This window comes from Amycolatopsis sp. NPDC004368 (assembly GCF_053602515.1).
The window spans coordinates 212,508-229,348 of record NZ_JBSGDT010000001.1; the positions used below are offsets into that span (position 1 = coordinate 212,508).

General features: G+C 69.7%; 17 protein-coding genes. 7 read left to right on the forward strand and 10 right to left on the reverse strand.

The annotated features are described in order from the left end of the window. The first annotated feature begins 521 nt into the window (after positions 1–521). Positions 522–1,223 (forward strand): DedA family protein, encoded by a 702-nt coding sequence (locus ACWEOE_RS00955; protein WP_452002075.1) that lies wholly within the window; start codon positions 522–524, stop codon positions 1,221–1,223. A gap of 4 nt (positions 1,224–1,227) precedes the next feature. On the opposite strand, the gene ACWEOE_RS00960 is transcribed toward ACWEOE_RS00955, so the two are convergent. Next, a complete protein-coding gene (locus ACWEOE_RS00960; RefSeq protein WP_452002077.1) occupies positions 1,228–2,616 on the reverse strand; it encodes an FAD-binding oxidoreductase in 1,389 nt (462 codons plus the stop codon). A gap of 73 nt (positions 2,617–2,689) precedes the next feature. After that, positions 2,690–3,115, reverse strand: coding sequence for a PPOX class F420-dependent oxidoreductase (locus ACWEOE_RS00965; protein ID WP_452002079.1), 426 nt, complete (start codon positions 3,113–3,115; stop codon positions 2,690–2,692). Between the two features lie 256 nt (positions 3,116–3,371). Here ACWEOE_RS00965 and ACWEOE_RS00970 point away from each other — a divergent pair, with 256 nt between their 5' ends. The 4 genes from ACWEOE_RS00970 to ACWEOE_RS00985 all read left to right on the forward strand — a co-directional run bounded on the left by ACWEOE_RS00970 (position 3,372) and on the right by ACWEOE_RS00985 (position 8,174). After that, complete coding sequence (locus ACWEOE_RS00970; protein WP_452002082.1) at positions 3,372–3,896, forward strand: MarR family winged helix-turn-helix transcriptional regulator; 525 nt, start codon at positions 3,372–3,374, stop codon at positions 3,894–3,896. A 6-nt stretch (positions 3,897–3,902) separates the two neighbouring features. Further along, the gene (locus ACWEOE_RS00975; protein WP_452002085.1) at positions 3,903–6,524 is read left to right on the forward strand and encodes an MFS transporter; all 2,622 of its coding nucleotides are present in this window, start codon (positions 3,903–3,905) and stop codon (positions 6,522–6,524) included. Then, entirely contained in the window at positions 6,521–7,345 is an 825-nt protein-coding gene (locus tag ACWEOE_RS00980) for a YceI family protein (protein ID WP_452002088.1), read from the forward strand. Before ACWEOE_RS00975 ends, ACWEOE_RS00980 begins: the two co-directional genes overlap by 4 nt. A 160-nt stretch (positions 7,346–7,505) precedes the next feature. Then, the gene (locus ACWEOE_RS00985) at positions 7,506–8,174 is read left to right on the forward strand and encodes a DedA family protein (RefSeq protein ID WP_452002091.1); all 669 of its coding nucleotides are present in this window, start codon (positions 7,506–7,508) and stop codon (positions 8,172–8,174) included. A 212-nt stretch (positions 8,175–8,386) separates the two neighbouring features. Here ACWEOE_RS00985 and cutA read toward each other — a convergent pair whose 3' ends face one another. The 8 genes from cutA to ACWEOE_RS01025 all read right to left on the reverse strand — a co-directional run bounded on the left by cutA (position 8,387) and on the right by ACWEOE_RS01025 (position 14,513). Continuing rightward, positions 8,387–8,713, reverse strand: a complete 327-nt coding sequence (gene cutA / locus ACWEOE_RS00990; protein WP_452002094.1) for a divalent-cation tolerance protein CutA — start codon at positions 8,711–8,713, stop codon at positions 8,387–8,389. 13 nt (positions 8,714–8,726) lie between these two features. After that, positions 8,727–9,140, reverse strand: a complete 414-nt coding sequence (locus ACWEOE_RS00995; RefSeq protein ID WP_452002095.1) for a VOC family protein — start codon at positions 9,138–9,140, stop codon at positions 8,727–8,729. 294 nt (positions 9,141–9,434) lie between these two features. Then, positions 9,435–10,181 (reverse strand): SDR family oxidoreductase, encoded by a 747-nt coding sequence (locus tag ACWEOE_RS01000; protein WP_452002097.1) that lies wholly within the window; start codon positions 10,179–10,181, stop codon positions 9,435–9,437. After that, positions 10,178–10,813, reverse strand: coding sequence for a nucleoside/nucleotide kinase family protein (locus tag ACWEOE_RS01005; protein WP_452002100.1), 636 nt, complete (start codon positions 10,811–10,813; stop codon positions 10,178–10,180). Before ACWEOE_RS01005 ends, ACWEOE_RS01000 begins: the two co-directional genes overlap by 4 nt. Then, positions 10,810–11,661, reverse strand: a complete 852-nt coding sequence (locus ACWEOE_RS01010; protein ID WP_452003295.1) for a PfkB family carbohydrate kinase — start codon at positions 11,659–11,661, stop codon at positions 10,810–10,812. Before ACWEOE_RS01010 ends, ACWEOE_RS01005 begins: the two co-directional genes overlap by 4 nt. A 7-nt stretch (positions 11,662–11,668) precedes the next feature. Then, a complete protein-coding gene (locus ACWEOE_RS01015) occupies positions 11,669–12,511 on the reverse strand; it encodes an ATP-binding cassette domain-containing protein (protein WP_452002102.1) in 843 nt (280 codons plus the stop codon). Further along, on the reverse strand, positions 12,508–13,503 hold the full coding sequence (locus tag ACWEOE_RS01020) for an ABC transporter permease (RefSeq protein ID WP_452002105.1): 996 nt from the start codon (positions 13,501–13,503) through the stop codon (positions 12,508–12,510). Before ACWEOE_RS01020 ends, ACWEOE_RS01015 begins: the two co-directional genes overlap by 4 nt. Further along, on the reverse strand, positions 13,500–14,513 hold the full coding sequence (locus tag ACWEOE_RS01025; protein ID WP_452002108.1) for a substrate-binding domain-containing protein: 1,014 nt from the start codon (positions 14,511–14,513) through the stop codon (positions 13,500–13,502). The genes ACWEOE_RS01020 and ACWEOE_RS01025 overlap by 4 nt, the downstream gene beginning before the upstream one ends. Before the next feature lie 110 nt (positions 14,514–14,623). Between ACWEOE_RS01025 and ACWEOE_RS01030 the strand changes: the two genes are divergently transcribed. Both ACWEOE_RS01030 and ACWEOE_RS01035 read left to right on the forward strand, forming a co-directional pair. Beyond that, the gene (locus tag ACWEOE_RS01030; protein ID WP_452002111.1) at positions 14,624–15,652 is read left to right on the forward strand and encodes a LacI family DNA-binding transcriptional regulator; all 1,029 of its coding nucleotides are present in this window, start codon (positions 14,624–14,626) and stop codon (positions 15,650–15,652) included. Between the two features lie 106 nt (positions 15,653–15,758). Then, complete coding sequence (locus tag ACWEOE_RS01035) at positions 15,759–16,625, forward strand: LacI family DNA-binding transcriptional regulator (protein WP_452003297.1); 867 nt, start codon at positions 15,759–15,761, stop codon at positions 16,623–16,625. Positions 16,626–16,841: the final 216 nt, after the last annotated feature.

Here is a 16,841-nt window from a genome sequence, read left to right on the forward strand (position 1 = left end):
CACCCTCCCTGAGGGGGGCGTCCCCAAGTCCATTCTACCGGCCCCCACCGACAAAACCGGCGAAAAGGCCAGGTCAGGGCTCAGTTGTCCACAACTCGCCCCACCCTGTGGACAACTGCCGAAAGACCGTGCGAATCCGCCGCACGAGTGGGCAATCCAGCCTCGCGAAGCGCCGCGCGACCAGTTTCGCGAACCACCTCACGAACCGCCTCGCAGCGCAGCCTTACGCCCCCGCCTCGCGAACCACCTCGCGGCCCAGCCTTACGCGCCGTCCCGCGAACCACCGCGCGACCAGCCTCGCGCCGCCCCGCGAAAGCCTCACGAACCCCAGCGCCACCGGCCCCACGAACCGCCGCACGAACCAACTCGCGACCAGCCGCACGAACCTGCCGCACGAACTCCATCACCAAGAAACCCACCAGCACCGCCGCCACCCCGGCCCCACAATTCCGGAAAACCCCCGCTACCTGCGACGGTTCTCCCGGTGAAGGCACTCAGCGTCACCCTGTACCGTTTTCGGTGTGATTCTCGCCCAGAGCACAGTGTCGACCATGTCCATCCTGCCGGCGTGGCTGGACCCGGAGCAGCTGCTGTCCGGCCTGACCGTGCCGGTCATCGCGGTGCTCTGCCTGATCATCTTCATCGAGAGCAGCATCTTCCCGGTGCTGCCGGGTGACTCGTTGCTGTTCACGGCGGGCCTGTTCATCGCCAACGGCACCCTGCAGGCACCCCTGTGGGTCGTCTGCGTGCTGGTCACGGCAGCCGCGCTGCTCGGCAACGTCTGCGGCTACTACATCGGCTACTTCGTCGGCCCGAAGCTGTTCAACCGGCCCGACTCGAAGTTCTTCAAGAAGGAGTACGTCGACAAGACGCACGCCTTCCTCGACCACCACGGGCCCAAGGCGGTCGTCCTCGCGAGGTTCGTGCCGTTCGTGCGCACGTTCATCACCTGGATCGCCGGAATCGGCCGCATGGACCCGAAGCGGTATTTCACCTACACCGTCATCGGCGGCGTCCTCTGGGCCGCCGGCATCACGGTGCTGGGCTCGCTGCTGGGCAACATCGGCTTCATCCGCGACAACGTCGACGCCATCTTCGTGGTCATCGTCCTCGTCTCCGTGGTGCCGATCCTGCTCGAGTACCTCAAGAGCCGCCGCGAGAAGAAGGCCCACGCGGAGGCCGACACCGAGGTCACGCAGCAGATCCCACGCGTGCGGGACTAACGCACTAGACGGAGAACATCGACCCGGGGTTGAACACGTTCTCCGGGTCGAGCGCCCGCTTGATCTGCCGGTGCACCCGCATGCCGACGGGCCCGATCTCGCGCTCCAGCCAGTCGCGCTTGATCTTGCCGACCCCGTGCTCGCCGGTCACCGTGCCGCCGAGTGACAGGCCCACCTCGAGGATGTCGTCGAACGCCTGGCGCGCGCGGGCGAACTCGTCGGGATCGTCGGGCGCGTAGACGATCGTCGGGTGCATGTTGCCGTCGCCGGCGTGGCCGACCACGGCGATCTTCAGGCCCATGTCCTCGCTCACGCGCTCGCAGCCGCGGATCAGCTCGGCGATGCGGGTGCGCGGCACGGAGACGTCGTCGGTGAGCCAGATGCCGTAGGTCTCCAGCGCGGTCAGGACCACGCGCCGGGCCTGCAGCAGCATCTTGCCCTCTTCGAGGTCGTCGGTGGCGTAGACCAGGTCGGCGCCGCAGTCGGCGCAGATCTGCTCCAGCACGGCCAGCTCGCGCATCGCGGCCTCGCCGCCGACGTCCGACTGCGCCAGCAGCAGCGCCTGGCAGTCGGAGCCCGCGCCGAGGTCGGTCTTGAGGTAGGTCTCCGCCGCCTTGATCGACGCGGCGTCCATGATCTCCAGCAGCGACGGCACGAGACCCTCGCGCACGACCCGCGCCACGGCCTCACCCGCGGCTTCCGTCGTGGTGAAGCCGGCCACCAAAGTCGCGGGCGCCTGCGGCAGCGGGCGCAACGCCACCGTGGCCTGGGTGATCACGCCGAGCGTGCCCTCGCTGCCGATGAACAGCTTCGTGAGGTCGTAGCCCGCCACACCCTTCACGGTGCGACGCCCGGTCTTGAGCAGTGACCCGTCGGCCAGCACGACCTCCAGGCCGAGCACGGAATCGGTGGTCACGCCGTACTTCACGCAGCACAGGCCGCCGGCGTTGGTGGAGAGGTTGCCGCCGATCGTGCACCAGTCGTAGCTCGACGGGTCGGGCGGGTAGAAGAGCCCGTGCTTCTCCACGGCGGTGCGGAAGTCGAGGTTGACGACACCGGGCTGCACCACGGCGAGCCGGTTGCCGGGATCGATCTCGAGGACCTCGTCGAGCTTGGTCAGGACCAGCACCACGCAGCCGTCGATGGCGTTGGCCGCGCCGGACAGGCCGCTGCCCGCCCCGCGCGGCACCACCGGCACCTTCGCCTCGGCGCACGCCTTGACCACGGCCTGCACACCCGCGGTGTCCGCCGGCAGCACCACGGCCAGCGGTTTCCCGGACGGGGCGAGCGGCATCATGTCGCGCGAGTAGCTCGCGGTCACGTCGGCATCGGTGAGCACGGCCTCCTTGCCGAGCTCGTCGCGGAGTCGCTGCAGGAGGGCGTCAGTGCTCATGGGTTCATCGTAAACACAAATATCTCCGCAGTGCGGAATATAATTTCCGGAATTCAACCGGACGGAGGCTTGCTCAGCGCGCGATCCCGTAGACCCGGTCGACGTTGATCGTCAGCACCAGCCGCTGGTCGGCCACCATCGCCGCGCGGTACTCGGCCCAGTCGGGATGCTCGCCGGCGATCTTGCGGTACAGCTCCACGAGCGCGTCGACGGTCGCGTCGTCGGGCGCCGCGGCCACCGGCGTGAGCACGGCCTCACCCTCGGCCACCGCGTACGACCAGCCGTTCTCGCTGCCCACGTGGTAGCTCACGCGCGGGTCGCGGCGCATGTTCTTCGTCTTCGCCCGCGTCTCGGTGATCGAGACGAGGATCTTGCGCCCGGCGGCGTCGAAGTGGTGGCTCACGGTGGACAGCTGAGGCCGGCCGTCGCGCTTGAGCGTGGCGAGCACCCCGGTGGGCCGGGAGCCGATGAGGTCGTACAGCGGTGTGTCGTCGGTCATACCCCTAACCAACCCGTCACGCTCCGCCTTGTTCCCCCGTCATCACGAAGAGCGCTGACCTGGGCCGACGGAGTCGGGAGAAAACGGACGAACACCCTCCGGTGAATATCTGCTTGCATGCAACAACTAAAGTGTGATGCGACACAACCGAGGTCCGGAAACTTGCGCGAAGCACGGATCAGGCACACTCTTGCTTAAGGCAACTAGTTGCAGCCGCCAAACAACGGTTCGTTTCACCGCGAGAAAGATCGACCGAATGGCACCGAACAGCGCCGCCACCCGGCCCAAGGACGAGCTCGACCTGGCCGACCAGCTCGGCCACGAGCTGGTCCGTTTCATGCGCCTGATCACCAAGGCGAAAACACAGGTCGCCAAGCAAGGTCCGGATGGCATCGAGCGGGCCGCGTACGCGATCCTCTTCTGCCTCATCCACGAGGGGCCGCAGCGCACCAGCAAGCTCGCCGAGTTCCTGCACTCCGAGATCTCCACCATCAGCAGGCAGTCGAGCGCGCTCGTGCAGCACGGTCTGGTGGAACGTCAAGCCGACCCCGAAGACGGCCGCGCGTGCCTGCTCGCGCCGACGACCGAGGGCCTGCGGGTCTTCGACGAGAACCGCAAGCAGCGCAACCTCTGGCTCGCCGACGTGCTCGGCGACTGGACCCAGGAGGATCGCGAAACCCTCAACGAGCTGTTCGGGCGGCTCAACACCGGTATCGAGAACAACTTTCCAGACATGACCGACGCCGTGCCGGCGCAGTCGGTGCACGCCAAGGGGGCCTAGAACCACATGAGCACCACCGTCGAGAAACAACCTCAGCAACGGGGGGGTGCACCCGTCATCGACGCGAACGGTGTGCCGCGGCTGAGCCACCGCCAGATCGTCACGATCCTGAGCGGCCTGATGTGCGGCATGTTCCTCGCCGCGCTGGACCAGACGATCGTGGGTACCTCGATCGTCAAGATCGCCAACGACCTGCACGGCTTCGACCTGCAGGCGTGGGCCACCACTGCGTACCTGATCACGTCGACGATCGTCACGCCGATCTACGGCAAGCTGTCGGACATCTACGGCCGCAAGCCGTTCTACCTCGCCGCGATCTCCATCTTCGTCGCCGGTTCGCTGGCTTCGACGTTCTCGCAGTCGATGTACGAGCTCGCCGCGTTCCGCGCGGTGCAGGGCCTCGGCGCCGGCGGTCTGATGTCGCTGGCCATGACCATCATCGGTGACGTGGTGCCGCCGCGCGAACGCCCGCGGTACCAGGGTTACATCCTCGCCGTCTTCGGTCTGTCCACTGTGCTCGGTCCGGTGCTCGGCGGCTTCTTCGCCGGCTTCGACACGCTCGGCGGCATCTCCGGCTGGCGCTGGGTCTTCCTCATCAACGTGCCGATCGGCATCATCGCGCTCTTCGTGGTCGCGAAGGTGCTGAACGTGCCGCACGTGCCGCAGAAGCACAAGATCGACTGGTGGGGCGCGCTTTCCCTCGTGGTCGCGGTGGTGCCGTTCCTGATCGTCGCGGAACAGGGCCAGACCTGGGGCTGGGGCGACGGCAAGGCGATCCTCTGCTACGCCATCGGCGCGGTCGGCATCGTCTCGTTCATCGTGATCGAGAAGGTGATGAAGGACGCCGCACTGATTCCGTTGCGGCTGTTCAAGAACTCGACGTTCACCGTCGCGATCATCGGTGGCATCATCGTCGGTGTCGCCATGTTCGGCGCGATCACGATGATCCCGCAGTTCATGCAGGTGGTTCAGGGCTACACGCCCACCGAGTCGGGTCTGCTGATGCTGCCGCTCATGGGCGGTCTGATGCTGAGCTCGATCGGCTCCGGCCGGATCATGTCGAAGACCGGGCGCTACAAGGTGTTCCCGATCGTCGGCACCCTGCTCATCGCCGGTGGCGCGTTCTTCTTCGCGCAGGTCCACTACGACTCGCCGCTGTGGCACCCGCTGGTCGCCGCGGCCATCATCGGCCTCGGCCTCGGCCAGTGCATGCAGACGTTGGTCATCGCCGTGCAGAACGCCGGCCCGCGCAGCGACATGGGCGCCTCCACGGCGGCGGCCACGTTCTTCCGCCAGATCGGTGGTACAGCCGGTGTCGCGGTGTTCCTGACGATTCTGTTCAACGTGCTGCCGGGCAACATCACCAAGGCGTTCGGCGGCAACCCGCCGGCCGGTGCGGGCAGCCAGCTGGCCGACCTGCAGACCAACACCAGCGTGATCCAGACCCTACCCCCGGCGTTGAAGACGCCGATCCTGATCGGCTTCACCGAGTCGATCACCACGGTCTTCTGGGTGGCGGGCGCGGTCGCGCTGCTGGCGACCATCGTGCTGTGCTTCCTCAAGGAGATCCCACTGGCCGGCATGAACCCGGCCGCGGCGGCGGTGGAAGGCGGCGAGGCGCTGCTCGAGGAGGACACCCAGCCGGCGGACGTCGTCGACGAGGTGGCCAAGCCGGGCTCGCTGTTCGAGGAACAGCCGCGAGAACCCGTTCTCGTCGGCGCAGGCGGAAGGCACTCGATGAACGGCAACGGCCACGGCGACCCGCAGGCGATTTCGGGCTCGCTGCCCATGCCCATCACCAACTCGGCCGCAGGGGCGAGCCTCGACGTGCCGCTCGGCGCGGGCGGTCCGCCGGTGACCGGGCACGTGCGCCGGCAGGACGGCAGCCACGTGGCCGCCGCCGCGCTGACGCTGATCGACCAGCAGGGCCGCCAGGTCGCGCGGGCGACGGGCAACGGCGACGGCAGCTACTCCGTGCCGACGCAGGGCTCGGGCACGTACGTGCTCATCGTGGCCGCGCCCGGCCACCAGCCGCAGGCCTCCAGCGTGGTGGTCGGCGGCGGGCCGGCGAAGCTCGACGTGACGCTCACCGGCTCGGGCGAGCTCACCGGTGTCGTGCGGTCCGTGGGAATCGGTTCCCCGCTGGCCAACGCCACCGTGACGCTCACGGACTCGCGCGGTGAGGTCAACGGCGCGTTCATCACCGCCGACGACGGCGTCTACACCTTCAGCGGTGTCGGGGCCGGGCAGTACACGCTGGTCGCGAGCGGCCCGCACTACCGCCCGGTGGCGGTCACCCTGACCGTGCCCGACAGCGGCGTGCTGCGCCACGACGTCGAGCTGGCCGGTGCCGTGCTGATGCAGGGCGTGGCACGCACCGAGGGCGACCGGATCGTGCCGGACGCGCGGATCACGGTCCTCGACGCGAACGGCAACGTCGCGGCGGTGGCACGCACGGACAGTGAAGGCCGGTACGTGGTCAGCGACCTGCCGGTGGGTGCTTACACGGTGGTGGCGAGCGGCTACCCGCCCGCCACCAGCCAGGTGACGCTCAGCGACGGCGAAGCCGAGCACGACGTGCGCCTGAGCTACGACCAGGCGCTCGACGAGCTGGTCGACCGCTCATGAGCGCGGGCCTGCGAGGACAGCTGCGAGCCAATGGCGGCTGGCCGGTCGAGAACGCCGTGCTCACGGTGACCGACCTCAACGGCCGGCAGGTTGCTCGTCAGATCACGGACGCGAAGGGGGCAGTGGCCACCGACCCGCTGCCCCCGGGCGTCTACACCGCCGTCATCACGGCGCCGGGCTACACGCCCACCGCCCGCACGGTGCAGATCGGCTCCGACGGCGCCGGGCTCCTGGGCGACATCGCCCTGGCGCCGGTGGCCGAGGCCGTGGAGCTGCCGCCGGCCGGGCCGTGGACGATCGACCCGGTGCACTCGTCGGTGGTCGCGACCGCGCGGCACATGGGCATCGCGAGCATCAAGGTCCGGTTCCCCGACGTCGGCGGGCGCATCGACATCGCGCGCCCGGTGGAGCGCTCGAAGGTGCACGCCGAGATCAAGGCGGGCAGCATCGAGACCGGCATCAAGATGCGCGACGACCACCTGCGTTCGGCCGAGTTCCTCGACGTGGAGGCGTACCCGCTCATCACGTTCGAGAGCACGGGGCTTTCGCAGCGCGGCACGGACACCTGGGTGCTGCTGGGCGAGCTCACCCTGCACGGCGAACACCGCCAGGTCGAGCTCGACCTGCGCTACCAGGGCCACGGCCCGGACCCGTGGGGCGGCGTGCGCGCCGCGTTCCACGCCGAAACGCAGTTGCACCGCAACGACTTCGCGATCAACTACAGCGCGATGGTCCGCGCGGGCGTCGCCGCGATCGGCACCACGGTGAAGATCGAACTGGACATCGAAGCGGTGCAAGGCGAGTCCCTGCCCCAGTTCTGATGTTCCGATCGAATCGGGCCGCCCGGGAACTGTCCCGGGCGGCCCGTTCGTTTGAGCCATGGGTGAACGCGCAGTTCATTCCAGGAATACCGAAAGTGACCGGAAGGCTGGATTCGATGGTTCCTTCTTTCCGGCGATCGTGGCCACGTAGGCTCTTCGCGTGAACCCCGCAAGCATCGAGGCCGCCGGAGTCGGCGTGAGCTGGCTTGACACCGCCGGCCCGCTGCTCGTCTGGGTGATCGTGCTTTCTTTCGTCTTCGTGGAATGCGCGCTCATCGTCGGCCTTTTCCTGCCGGGCGACTCCCTGCTGTTCGGCGCGGGCGTGGTCCTCGCCCAGCACGGCTCCGACACCAACGCGTGGCTCCTCTCGGGCGCCGCGCTCGTGGTGGCCGTCGGCGGCAACCAGGTGGGCTACTACATCGGCCGCAGCACGGGCACCCGCTTCATCGCCCGCCGCGGCGGCAAGGTGCTCAACCGCCACAACCTCGACCGCGCCCAGCGCTTCCTGGACCGCAAGGGCTTCTTCGCGATCGTCGCCGCGCGCTGGATCCCGTGGATCCGCACGCTGGCCCCGCTCATCGCGGGCGCCGCCCGGATGGATCCCCGGCGGTTCCTGGCCGCGACCAGCCTGGGTGGGCTGCTGTGGGTGCCCACGCTGGTCCTGCTGGGCTACTACGGCGCCGGCCTGCTCGACGCCCTGCCCTGGCTCAAGACTGCGGCCCTGTGGGTCTCGGTGGCGTTCTTCGTGCTGGGGACGGGCTACGGGGTGCTCCGCTACCGCCAGGAGATGCGGCGGCCGGTGGATGAACCGGATGACGCCCGCGCTTGATCCTTGCTCGTACCTCACGTGGCTTGCGCCTGCGTACGTTCGGGCGCACGAGGCGGAGCAGGCGGCGGCTACTCTGCGCCGGGCGCACGAACTCGCCGACTGCGTCTCATCCAGCCGCCCCGCGGCCCGTATCGGCGTTGTCGCGAAGCAACTGCAGCGCCATCGCGACGTGGCGGAGGTTGCCGAGGTGCTCGCTCTGGTCGGAGCCTGACTCACCCCTCGCGGGCTGTCGAAGCCTCCAGCCACCGCAGGTAGTCCGCCGATCCCCGCGCCAGCTCGATGGCGGTCACCTCCGGCTTGGCCCAGGGGTGCTCGGCGACGACATGTGCTTCCAGCTCGTCGTAGCGCACACTGGTCGTCTTGAAGGTGACAACCCATTCTTCGCCTTCGCCGGCCTCGCCGAGGTGCCAGAAGTACGAGGTGACCGGGCCGCGAACCTGCGACGTGGCCGCCAGGCGCTGCGCGACACCGGTCGACGCGATCCGGGCGGCGGAGTCGCGGTCGGGGGTGGTCGTCGTGACGATCAGGTGGTCAGCCATGCGGCCACCGTAGCTACAGCTCCGGATCCGACCAGATCTCCAGCTGAATCCCATCCGGATCCCGGAACACGATCACCGACGAGCCCTCGAACGTCCGCGACTCCCGCGGCGGCCGGTACGACACCCCGTACTCCGAGAGCCGCTCCTCCCACTCGCAGAGTTCGGCCTTGGACGTCACGGAGAACGCGACGTGATCCAGCCCCGTGCGGCGTTCGTCGAAGCAGCGGCGGTCGGTGTCCGGGTGCTGGACCAGGACGACGGAGAACCCGTCGCCCGCGGACTTCAGCACCACCTTGTGGACCCCGGTTTCGGGGTCTTCGCGGCGGTGGCTCTCCTCGAGGTCGAGCACCCGCGCGTACCACGGGACGCTTCGTTCCACATCGGTCACGGTGAGCGCCAGATGGTGCACAGACGTGAGCTTGGGCATGACTTTCGCGGCCGTCCTTTCCGACCCCCGGCTGCGCACTCGGTGCGTTTGCGACGCGGGGCGCTTGTCACCCACCCCGTGAACCGGCGCCGCCGCGACCCCGGTCGTCCAACTGCCCCGGAGGCTCCACCAGAGTGACACAGCTGCCCCGATCGGACGGACGAGTTCACCGACTTCCGCCACGAATCGTGATCTCCCCGTCGCCCGGCGTCCCACAAGACGGGATGACGCGAACACGCGTAGCGCCCCCTGTGGAACGCCGAAACCGGTGAAGACCACATGGTGGGACGCGATTTACCGGCCGCCACCGACCTCCAGGACCGCGCCGACTGTGAAGGACGACGCAGGTGACAGGAGCCACAACACGGCTTCGGCGATCTCGTCCGGTTCGCCCGGTCGGCCGAGCGGAATCGCGGGCGCCAGGCGCGTCAAGCGATCAGGCAGCCCGGCCGCCGCGTGTAGGCCAGTGTTCACCAAGCCCGGCGCGACGGCGTTGACGCGGACGCCCTCGGCCGCCACTTCCTGCGCGAGCCCGTAGGTCAATGTGTTCACCGCGGCCTTGGTCGCCGCGTAGTGCACCCACTCGCCGGCCGCACCGGTGCGCGCGGCGGTGGACGAGACGTTGACGATGGCGCCACCGGGCCCGCCGTACCGCGTCGAGAGGCGCCGCACGGCCTCGCGGCAGCACAGGAACACCCCGCCGACGTTCACCTCCAGCACGCGCCGCACGGTGGCCGCGCTCTGCTCGTCGAGGCGGCCGGGGGTGGGGCCGACGATGGCCGCGTTGTTGACGACGCCGACGAGCGAGCCCATCTCCCCGGCGGTGCCGAAGAGCTTGCTGACCTGCTGTTCGTCGGCGACGTCGGCGCGCACCGCCAGCGCCTTGCGCCCACAAGCGCGAACCTGCGAAACGACCTCGGCCGCCGGTTCCGAGTCGCCGGAGTAGTTGACCACCACGTCGTAACCCCGCTGGGCGGCGAGCACGCAGATCGCTGCGCCGATGCCACGGCTGCCGCCCGTGACGACGAGAACTCCGCTCACAGGGCGAAGTTCACGAGCGGCAGGTTCTCGAGCACGAGGTCGGCTCGGTCGCGCGTGCTCGTGATGAGGTCGGCGTTGCGCTGGTCCGAGCCGAGCGCGCGCTGCCGCGCCTCGACCAGTGACCGGCCGTAACGACGGTGGCGTGAAACCAGCCGTTCGATCCGCTCGGGCTCGTCGGGGGCGAGGAACCAGGCCTCGGTGAGGTACTGGCGCACGCCGCTCCACGGGTCGTCGGGCAGCAGCAGGTAGTTGCCCTCCGTGATCACCAGCTGCACCTCGGGCGCCACCGCGACGGCACCCGCGATGGGCTCCTCGATCTCGCGGCGGAAGTCCGGCGCGTACACGGTTTCCTTGCCCTTCGCGAGCCGCCGGATGAGGTGGACGTAGCCCGCGGCGTCGAACGTGTCGGGCGCGCCCTTGCGCTCCACCCGCCCGAGCCGGCGCAGCTCGACCTGCGCGAGGTGGAAACCGTCCATGCCGACGACGGCCGCGCGGGAACCCATCGCGTTGGCGATCGCCCAGGCCAGCGTGGTCTTGCCCGACGCGGGCGCGCCGATGATGCCGAGCACGCTGCGCTGCCGCGGCTTGGCGAGCCCTTCGGCCCGCGCCAGGAGGTCTTCGAACGCCGTCATCGCACTCCTTCTCCCAACTTCGAGATCGCCGCCGTCCAAGACCGCGGCCCCACGTGGCGGACGCGCTCGGCGGCCACCGCGTTCGCGTGCCGGATCCACCCGGCCACCGAGCTTCCACCGGCCGCGACAGCGTGCGCGAGCGCACCGTGCCACACGTCGCCGGCCCCCAGTGTGTCCCGCGCCTCGACATCGTTGGCAGGCACCCGGCCAGAGTCTTCCGCAGTGCTCCAGCGCACCGGATCCGGGCCCGCGGTCCGGATCACGACGGGCACTCCCCGCTCACGCAGTTGCGGGCCCGGCGCGGCGAAGTGCGCGGAGCACGCGGCGACCTCGACCAGCGGCAACAGCTCGTCGAGCACCGGTTTCCAGCTGCCGGCGTCGAGCACCACGGGCACGCCCAGTGACCGGGCCGCTCGTGCGACGGCCAGCGCGAGCTCCGGGTGGTGACCGTCGACGAGCACCGCGCCCGCGCCCCGCACCAACTCGCCCGGGTCCGGGACCGCTACGGAAACGGCAGCTGCGTTGCGCGAGACGACCGTTCGCTCCCCGTCGGAGTCGCGCACGACCACGGCGCTCACCGGCGGCGAGTCGGTGCGGTCGGGCGCGAGGTCCACCACGTCGACCCCGCACGCGATCAGGTCGGCGTGCGCGAGCGCCGCCAGCGGGTGCGCGCCGACGACCGTCACGAGCGTCGCTTCGGCGCCGAGCGCGGCCACGGTCACCGCGGCGTTGGTCGCGGGCCCGCCGGCCGCGACGTCCACCCGCAGCGACTGCACCTTCTCGCCCGGCGCCGGGAACTGCGACACGCGTTGCACGACGTCGACGGTGCACAGGCCCGCCAGCAGCACGCGCACGTCAGGTCAGCCCGGCGTGCGTGGCGGCCGCGACCTCCACGACCTCGCCGCCTTCGTCGAGCTGCAGCGCGCCTGTGAGCAGACCGACGACCTGGTTCATCGTGTGCGTCTTGGGCGACACCACGGCCACGCGCTTGCCGAGCCGGTGCACGTGGATCCGGTCGGCGATGTCGAACACGTGCGGCATGTTGTGGCTGATCAGCACCACCGGCAGCCCGCGGTCGCGAATGCGCCCGATCAGCTCCAGCACCTTCGCCGACTCCGCGACGCCGAGCGCGGCCGTCGGTTCGTCCATGATCACGGCTTTCGTGCCGAACGCCGCCGCCCGCGCCACCGCGACGCCTTGGCGCTGGCCGCCCGAGAGCGTCTCCACGAGCTGCGTGATGGACTTGACGTTGATGCCCAGCTCGTCGAGGATCCGTTGCGCCTCCTTGCGCATCTCCCCGGTGTCGAGCTTGCGCGTGAAGCCGCCGAACGGCCCGCGCAGCCGCTTTTCCCGGCCCAGGAACATGTTCGACGCGATGTCCAGCGCCGGAGCCACGGCCAGGTCCTGGTACACGGTCTCGATCCCGTGCCGGCGAGCGTCCAAAGGGGACTTGAAGTGCACGACCGCGCCGTCCACGCGGATCTCGCCCTCGTCGGGCACGAGTGCACCGGACAACGCCTTGATGAGACTGGACTTCCCGGCGCCGTTGTCGCCGACGACGGCGAGCACCTCGCCGGGGTAGAGGTCGAAGTCGGCGCCGTTGATGGCGGTCACGCGGCCGTAGCGCTTCACGAGCCCGCGCGCGGAAAGGGTGGTCTGCCTGCCGTTCTGCTCTGGGGACTGCTCTGTGGCCGTCATGACTGCTGCTGCCTCCGTGCGATCCGGTCGACGACCACGGCGGCGATGAGCAGCGCGCCGGTGGCGAGGTCCTGGTAATTGCCGTCCACGCCCATCTGCGTCAGCCCTGAGCGCAGCACCGCCACGACAAGCGCGCCGAACAACGTGCCGAGCACCGAACCGCGGCCGCCGAAGAGACTCGTGCCGCCCAGGACCACGGCGGTGATCGAGTCGAGGTTGCCGAGCTGGAACTGGTTCGGGTCGGCGTTGGGCGTGCGGCCCAGCGCCTGCCACGCGGCGATGCCGAAGCAGAAACCCGCGACCAGGTACACGGAGATCACCGTGCGGTTGACCTTGATCCCGCTCAACCGCGCGGATTCCGGCGCGTTGCCCACCGCGTAGACGTGCTTGCCCCACGCGGTTTTCGTGAGCGAGTACCAGACGATGAGGAACATGATCAGCGCGAGCGTCATGCCGTAGGTGATCGGGATGCCGCCGAAGAGGTAGCGCTTGGTGCCGAGCCACTGCAGCAGGCCGTCGGTGACCGGCACCGCCTGGCCGCCCGCGATCAGCTTCGCCACGGCGGTGAGCCCGGTGAACGTGCCCAGCGTGATGATGAACGCGGGCAGCTTGATCCGCGTGGCCAGCGTGCCGATGAACAACCCGACGAGCACGGTCAGCGCGATCCCCGCCAGCAGCGCGACGAAGCCGTTGGTGCCGGCCGCGGCGAGTTTCGCCATCACCAGCGTGGCCACGACCATCGACGCCGCGTTGGACAGGTCGATGCCGGCGATGAGGATGATCAACGTCTGGCCGAGCGCGAGCGTGCCGACGACCAGCGACTGTTGGACCACTGTGGACAGGTTGTCGAGGTCGAAGAAAGTGTCGGTGGCCAGGGAGAACACCACGATGGCCACGACCAGCGCCAGCGCGGGACCGACCGCGGGCGCGCGCAGGAGGAACTCGCCGAGCGACTCGCGCTCACGGTTCGCGGTCACCGTCGCGGTGGTCATTTCGTGCCTCCCCAGCAGTTCTGCAGGCCCCAGGTGGTGTTCTGGCTTTCGACGCCCGGCATCGGCTTGTCGGTGATCACGGTCGAGCCGGTGTTCACGAAGCCGCTGGGCTTCTTGCCGGTCTTGGCGTAGTCGACGGCCGCGAGCACGCCCTGCTCGGCCATCTTCTTCGGGAACTGCATCACGGTGGCCGCGTAGAGGCCGTCCTTGACGTTCTGCACGCCTTCGCAGCCGCCGTCGATCGAGCCCATCACGATCTGCCCGGTGAGGCCGCGGGCCTTCAGCGCCGCGTACGCGCCGCGGCCCATGGGTTCGTTCATCGAGTAGACGGCGTTGATGTCGGTGCTGCGCTGCAGGAGGTTCTCCATGCCCTGCTGGGCCTGGCTCTGGTCGCCGCCGGCGTTGGTGTGGCCCTTGATCTGCGGCGAGGTGTCCGTGAGGCCGATGCCCTTGAGGAAACCGCCGTGACGCTGGGTGTCGACGCTGGAGCCGGCGGTCCCGTCGACCATCAGCAGCTTGGGGTCGGTGCCGCCCAGTGCTGCCTTCACATACGCGCCCTGCTGCCGGCCGGCCGCGAAGTTGTCGGTGGCGAAGGTGGCGTCGACGGCGTCGGCCGGCTCGGTGGCGGTGTCGAGGGCGATCACGAGCACCCCCGCGTCACGCGCGTCCTTGATCGCCTTGAGCACGCCCGTCGACGAACTCGGCGTGATCAGGATCGTGTTCACGCCCTGCTGCATGAGGTTTTCGATGGCCCGGACCTGGCCGTCGTTGTCGCCGTCGAACTGGCCGGCGAGCGCGCTGAAGTCGGCGCCGTTGGCCTTGGCGGCGGCGCCGGCCGCGTTGCGCAGCTCGACGAAGTACGGGTTGGTGTCGGTCTTGGTGACGAGCCCGACCTTGGCCTTGCCGCTGCCGGCCGGCGTGGTGCCGCCGCCCCAGTGGCGCTCGACCGTGCAGCCGGTGGTGCCGAGCACGGCGACCAAGGCCAGTGCGGTGAGACTGCGCTGTCTCATGGATGAATACCCTCCTGCGAGGTTGCCGATGGTCGGCAAGGTAGACAGGCTCAGGTCACGTCGCAAGCGTTTGCGCAAACGCTTGCGAGTGGACCTGGTTAAGGACTGACATGCCACAAACCCGCTCCTCCCGGCCCACCCAGCGCGACATCGCGGAGCTGGCCGGGGTGTCGATCACGACGGTTTCCCACGTCGTCAACGGCACGCGCGCCGTCGCGGAGGACACGAAGGCCGCGGTGCTGCGGGCCATCGAGACCACCGGCTACACCGGTGACGCGATCGCTCGTTCCCTGGTCACGGGCGGTACGCGCTCGATCGGCATGGCGGTCTCGCTGGTGGCCAACCCGTACTTCGCGGCGCTGATGCAGGCGATCGAACGAGAGGCCGCGGCCAACGGCTACACCGTGCTGCTCGCCGACACGCACGACGCGGCGGCGACCGAGCGTGACGTGGTGCGGGCCCTGCGGTCCCGTCGCGTCGACGGCCTGCTGGTGACTCCCTCCCCGGGCGACGGTCCCGTGATCGGCGAACTCGTGTCGCTCGACGTGCCGACCGTGCTCATCGACCGGCTCTCGACCCGCACCGACGTGGACCAGGTCGGTGCGGAGAACATCCAGGCGACGTCGGCGCTGACGGCGCACCTGGCGTCGCTCGGGCACCGGCGCATCGGCATGATCTCCGGCGCGCCGGGACTCACGACGAGCGACGAACGCGTGCTCGGCTACCGACTGGGGCTGGGCCGTTCGGGGCTCGCATGGTCGCCCGACCTCGTGGCCTGCGGAAACTCCCACCGCGACGGCGGCGCGCTGGCGGTGAGCACGCTGCTGGCGCTGCCCGAGCCGCCGACCGCGCTGGTGGTGGGCAACGACAGCATGATGGTGGGCGTGCTGCACGAGGCCCGGCGGCGCGGCCTGCGCATCGGCCGTGACCTCCCAGTGGTCGTATACGACGACGTGGAGTGGGCCGACCTCGTCGACCCCCCGCTGACCACGATGGCCCAGCCGATCGAGGAGATCGGGCGACGGGCGGTGCGGCTGCTGCTGGCGCGGCTCGCCGAGCCTTCGCGGCCGGCCGAAACCGTGCGGCTGCCGCCGACGTTGCGCCACCGAGAGTCGTGCGGCTGTTCCGGAGCGGCTTGACCGTTCACTCACACCGGTGATTCTTGGAGTGGATCACCTCGCGCGCATCTCGGCGGAGGCTTGTCAGCGGTTACCGTTGGGTAAGCACGACGACGAGGGCCACGACATGACCGCTCTGGCGCCGGAACTCCCGGTTTGGGACACGCCAGTCACGCACCGGTTCGGTGTTGCCCTGGGCATGCACGCGAACCCGTACACGGGCGATTTGCTGCGCGCGATCCGCGGCGCCGCCGCCCGCGCCGGCTGCGACCTGATGCTCGCCGACACGCGTGATTCGGTGGCCGAGGAGGCCGTCGTGGTGCGGGCCCTGCGGGCCGACCGCGTCGACGGCGTGCTGCTCGTGCCTGCCCCTGGTGACGAAGCCGTGATCAACGGGCTGGTGCGCATGGGCGTGCCCACGGTGCTGGTCGACCGCATCGCCGGGCGCAACGACGTGGACCAGGTGGGGTCCGAGAACATCCAGGCGGTGTCATCGCTGGTCGAGCACCTGGCCGCCCGCCGCCACCGCCGCATCGCGATGATCACCGGCGCCGCCGACTCGGCCGTCAGCGAGGAACGCACCCTGGGGTACCGGTTGGGCCTCGAGCGAGCCGGCCTGCGCCACAACCCCGACCTCGTCGCCTGCGGCATGTCCTCCCCGGGCGGCGCGGCCCGCGCGGCCGCCGCGCTACTGGACGGCTGGCCCTCGCCGTCGGCCATCGTCGTCGCCGGCGAGTCGATGCTCATGGGCGTCCAGTGGGAAGCCCACCGCCGCGGCATCCACATCGGCGCCGAACTCGCGGTCGTCGGCTTCGGCGACATGCCCTGGGCTCGCGCCGTGAGCCCCGCGATCACCACGATGGCCCAGCCGATCTCGGAAATCGGCCGGCGGGCGGTGCAGCTGCTGCTCGCGCGGGTCCAGGAACCGGACCGCCGCCCGGAAGCGGTGCGGTTGGCGCCGCGGTTTCTGCATCGGGGTTCTTGCGGCTGTTAGGGGTTCGAGGTTTTCGGGTTTGGGTTGCGGGGGTTCGGGTTTCTCGCTCTCTGCCGGGTTTACCTCGCTTCCACGGGTTTTGCCTCAGCTCCCATGGGCTTCTGCACAGCCCCGCCGACACAGCCCCGCCGACACAGCCCCGCCGACACAGCCCCGCCGACACAGCCCCGCCGACACAGCCCCGCCGACACAGCCCCGCCGACACAGCCCCGCCGA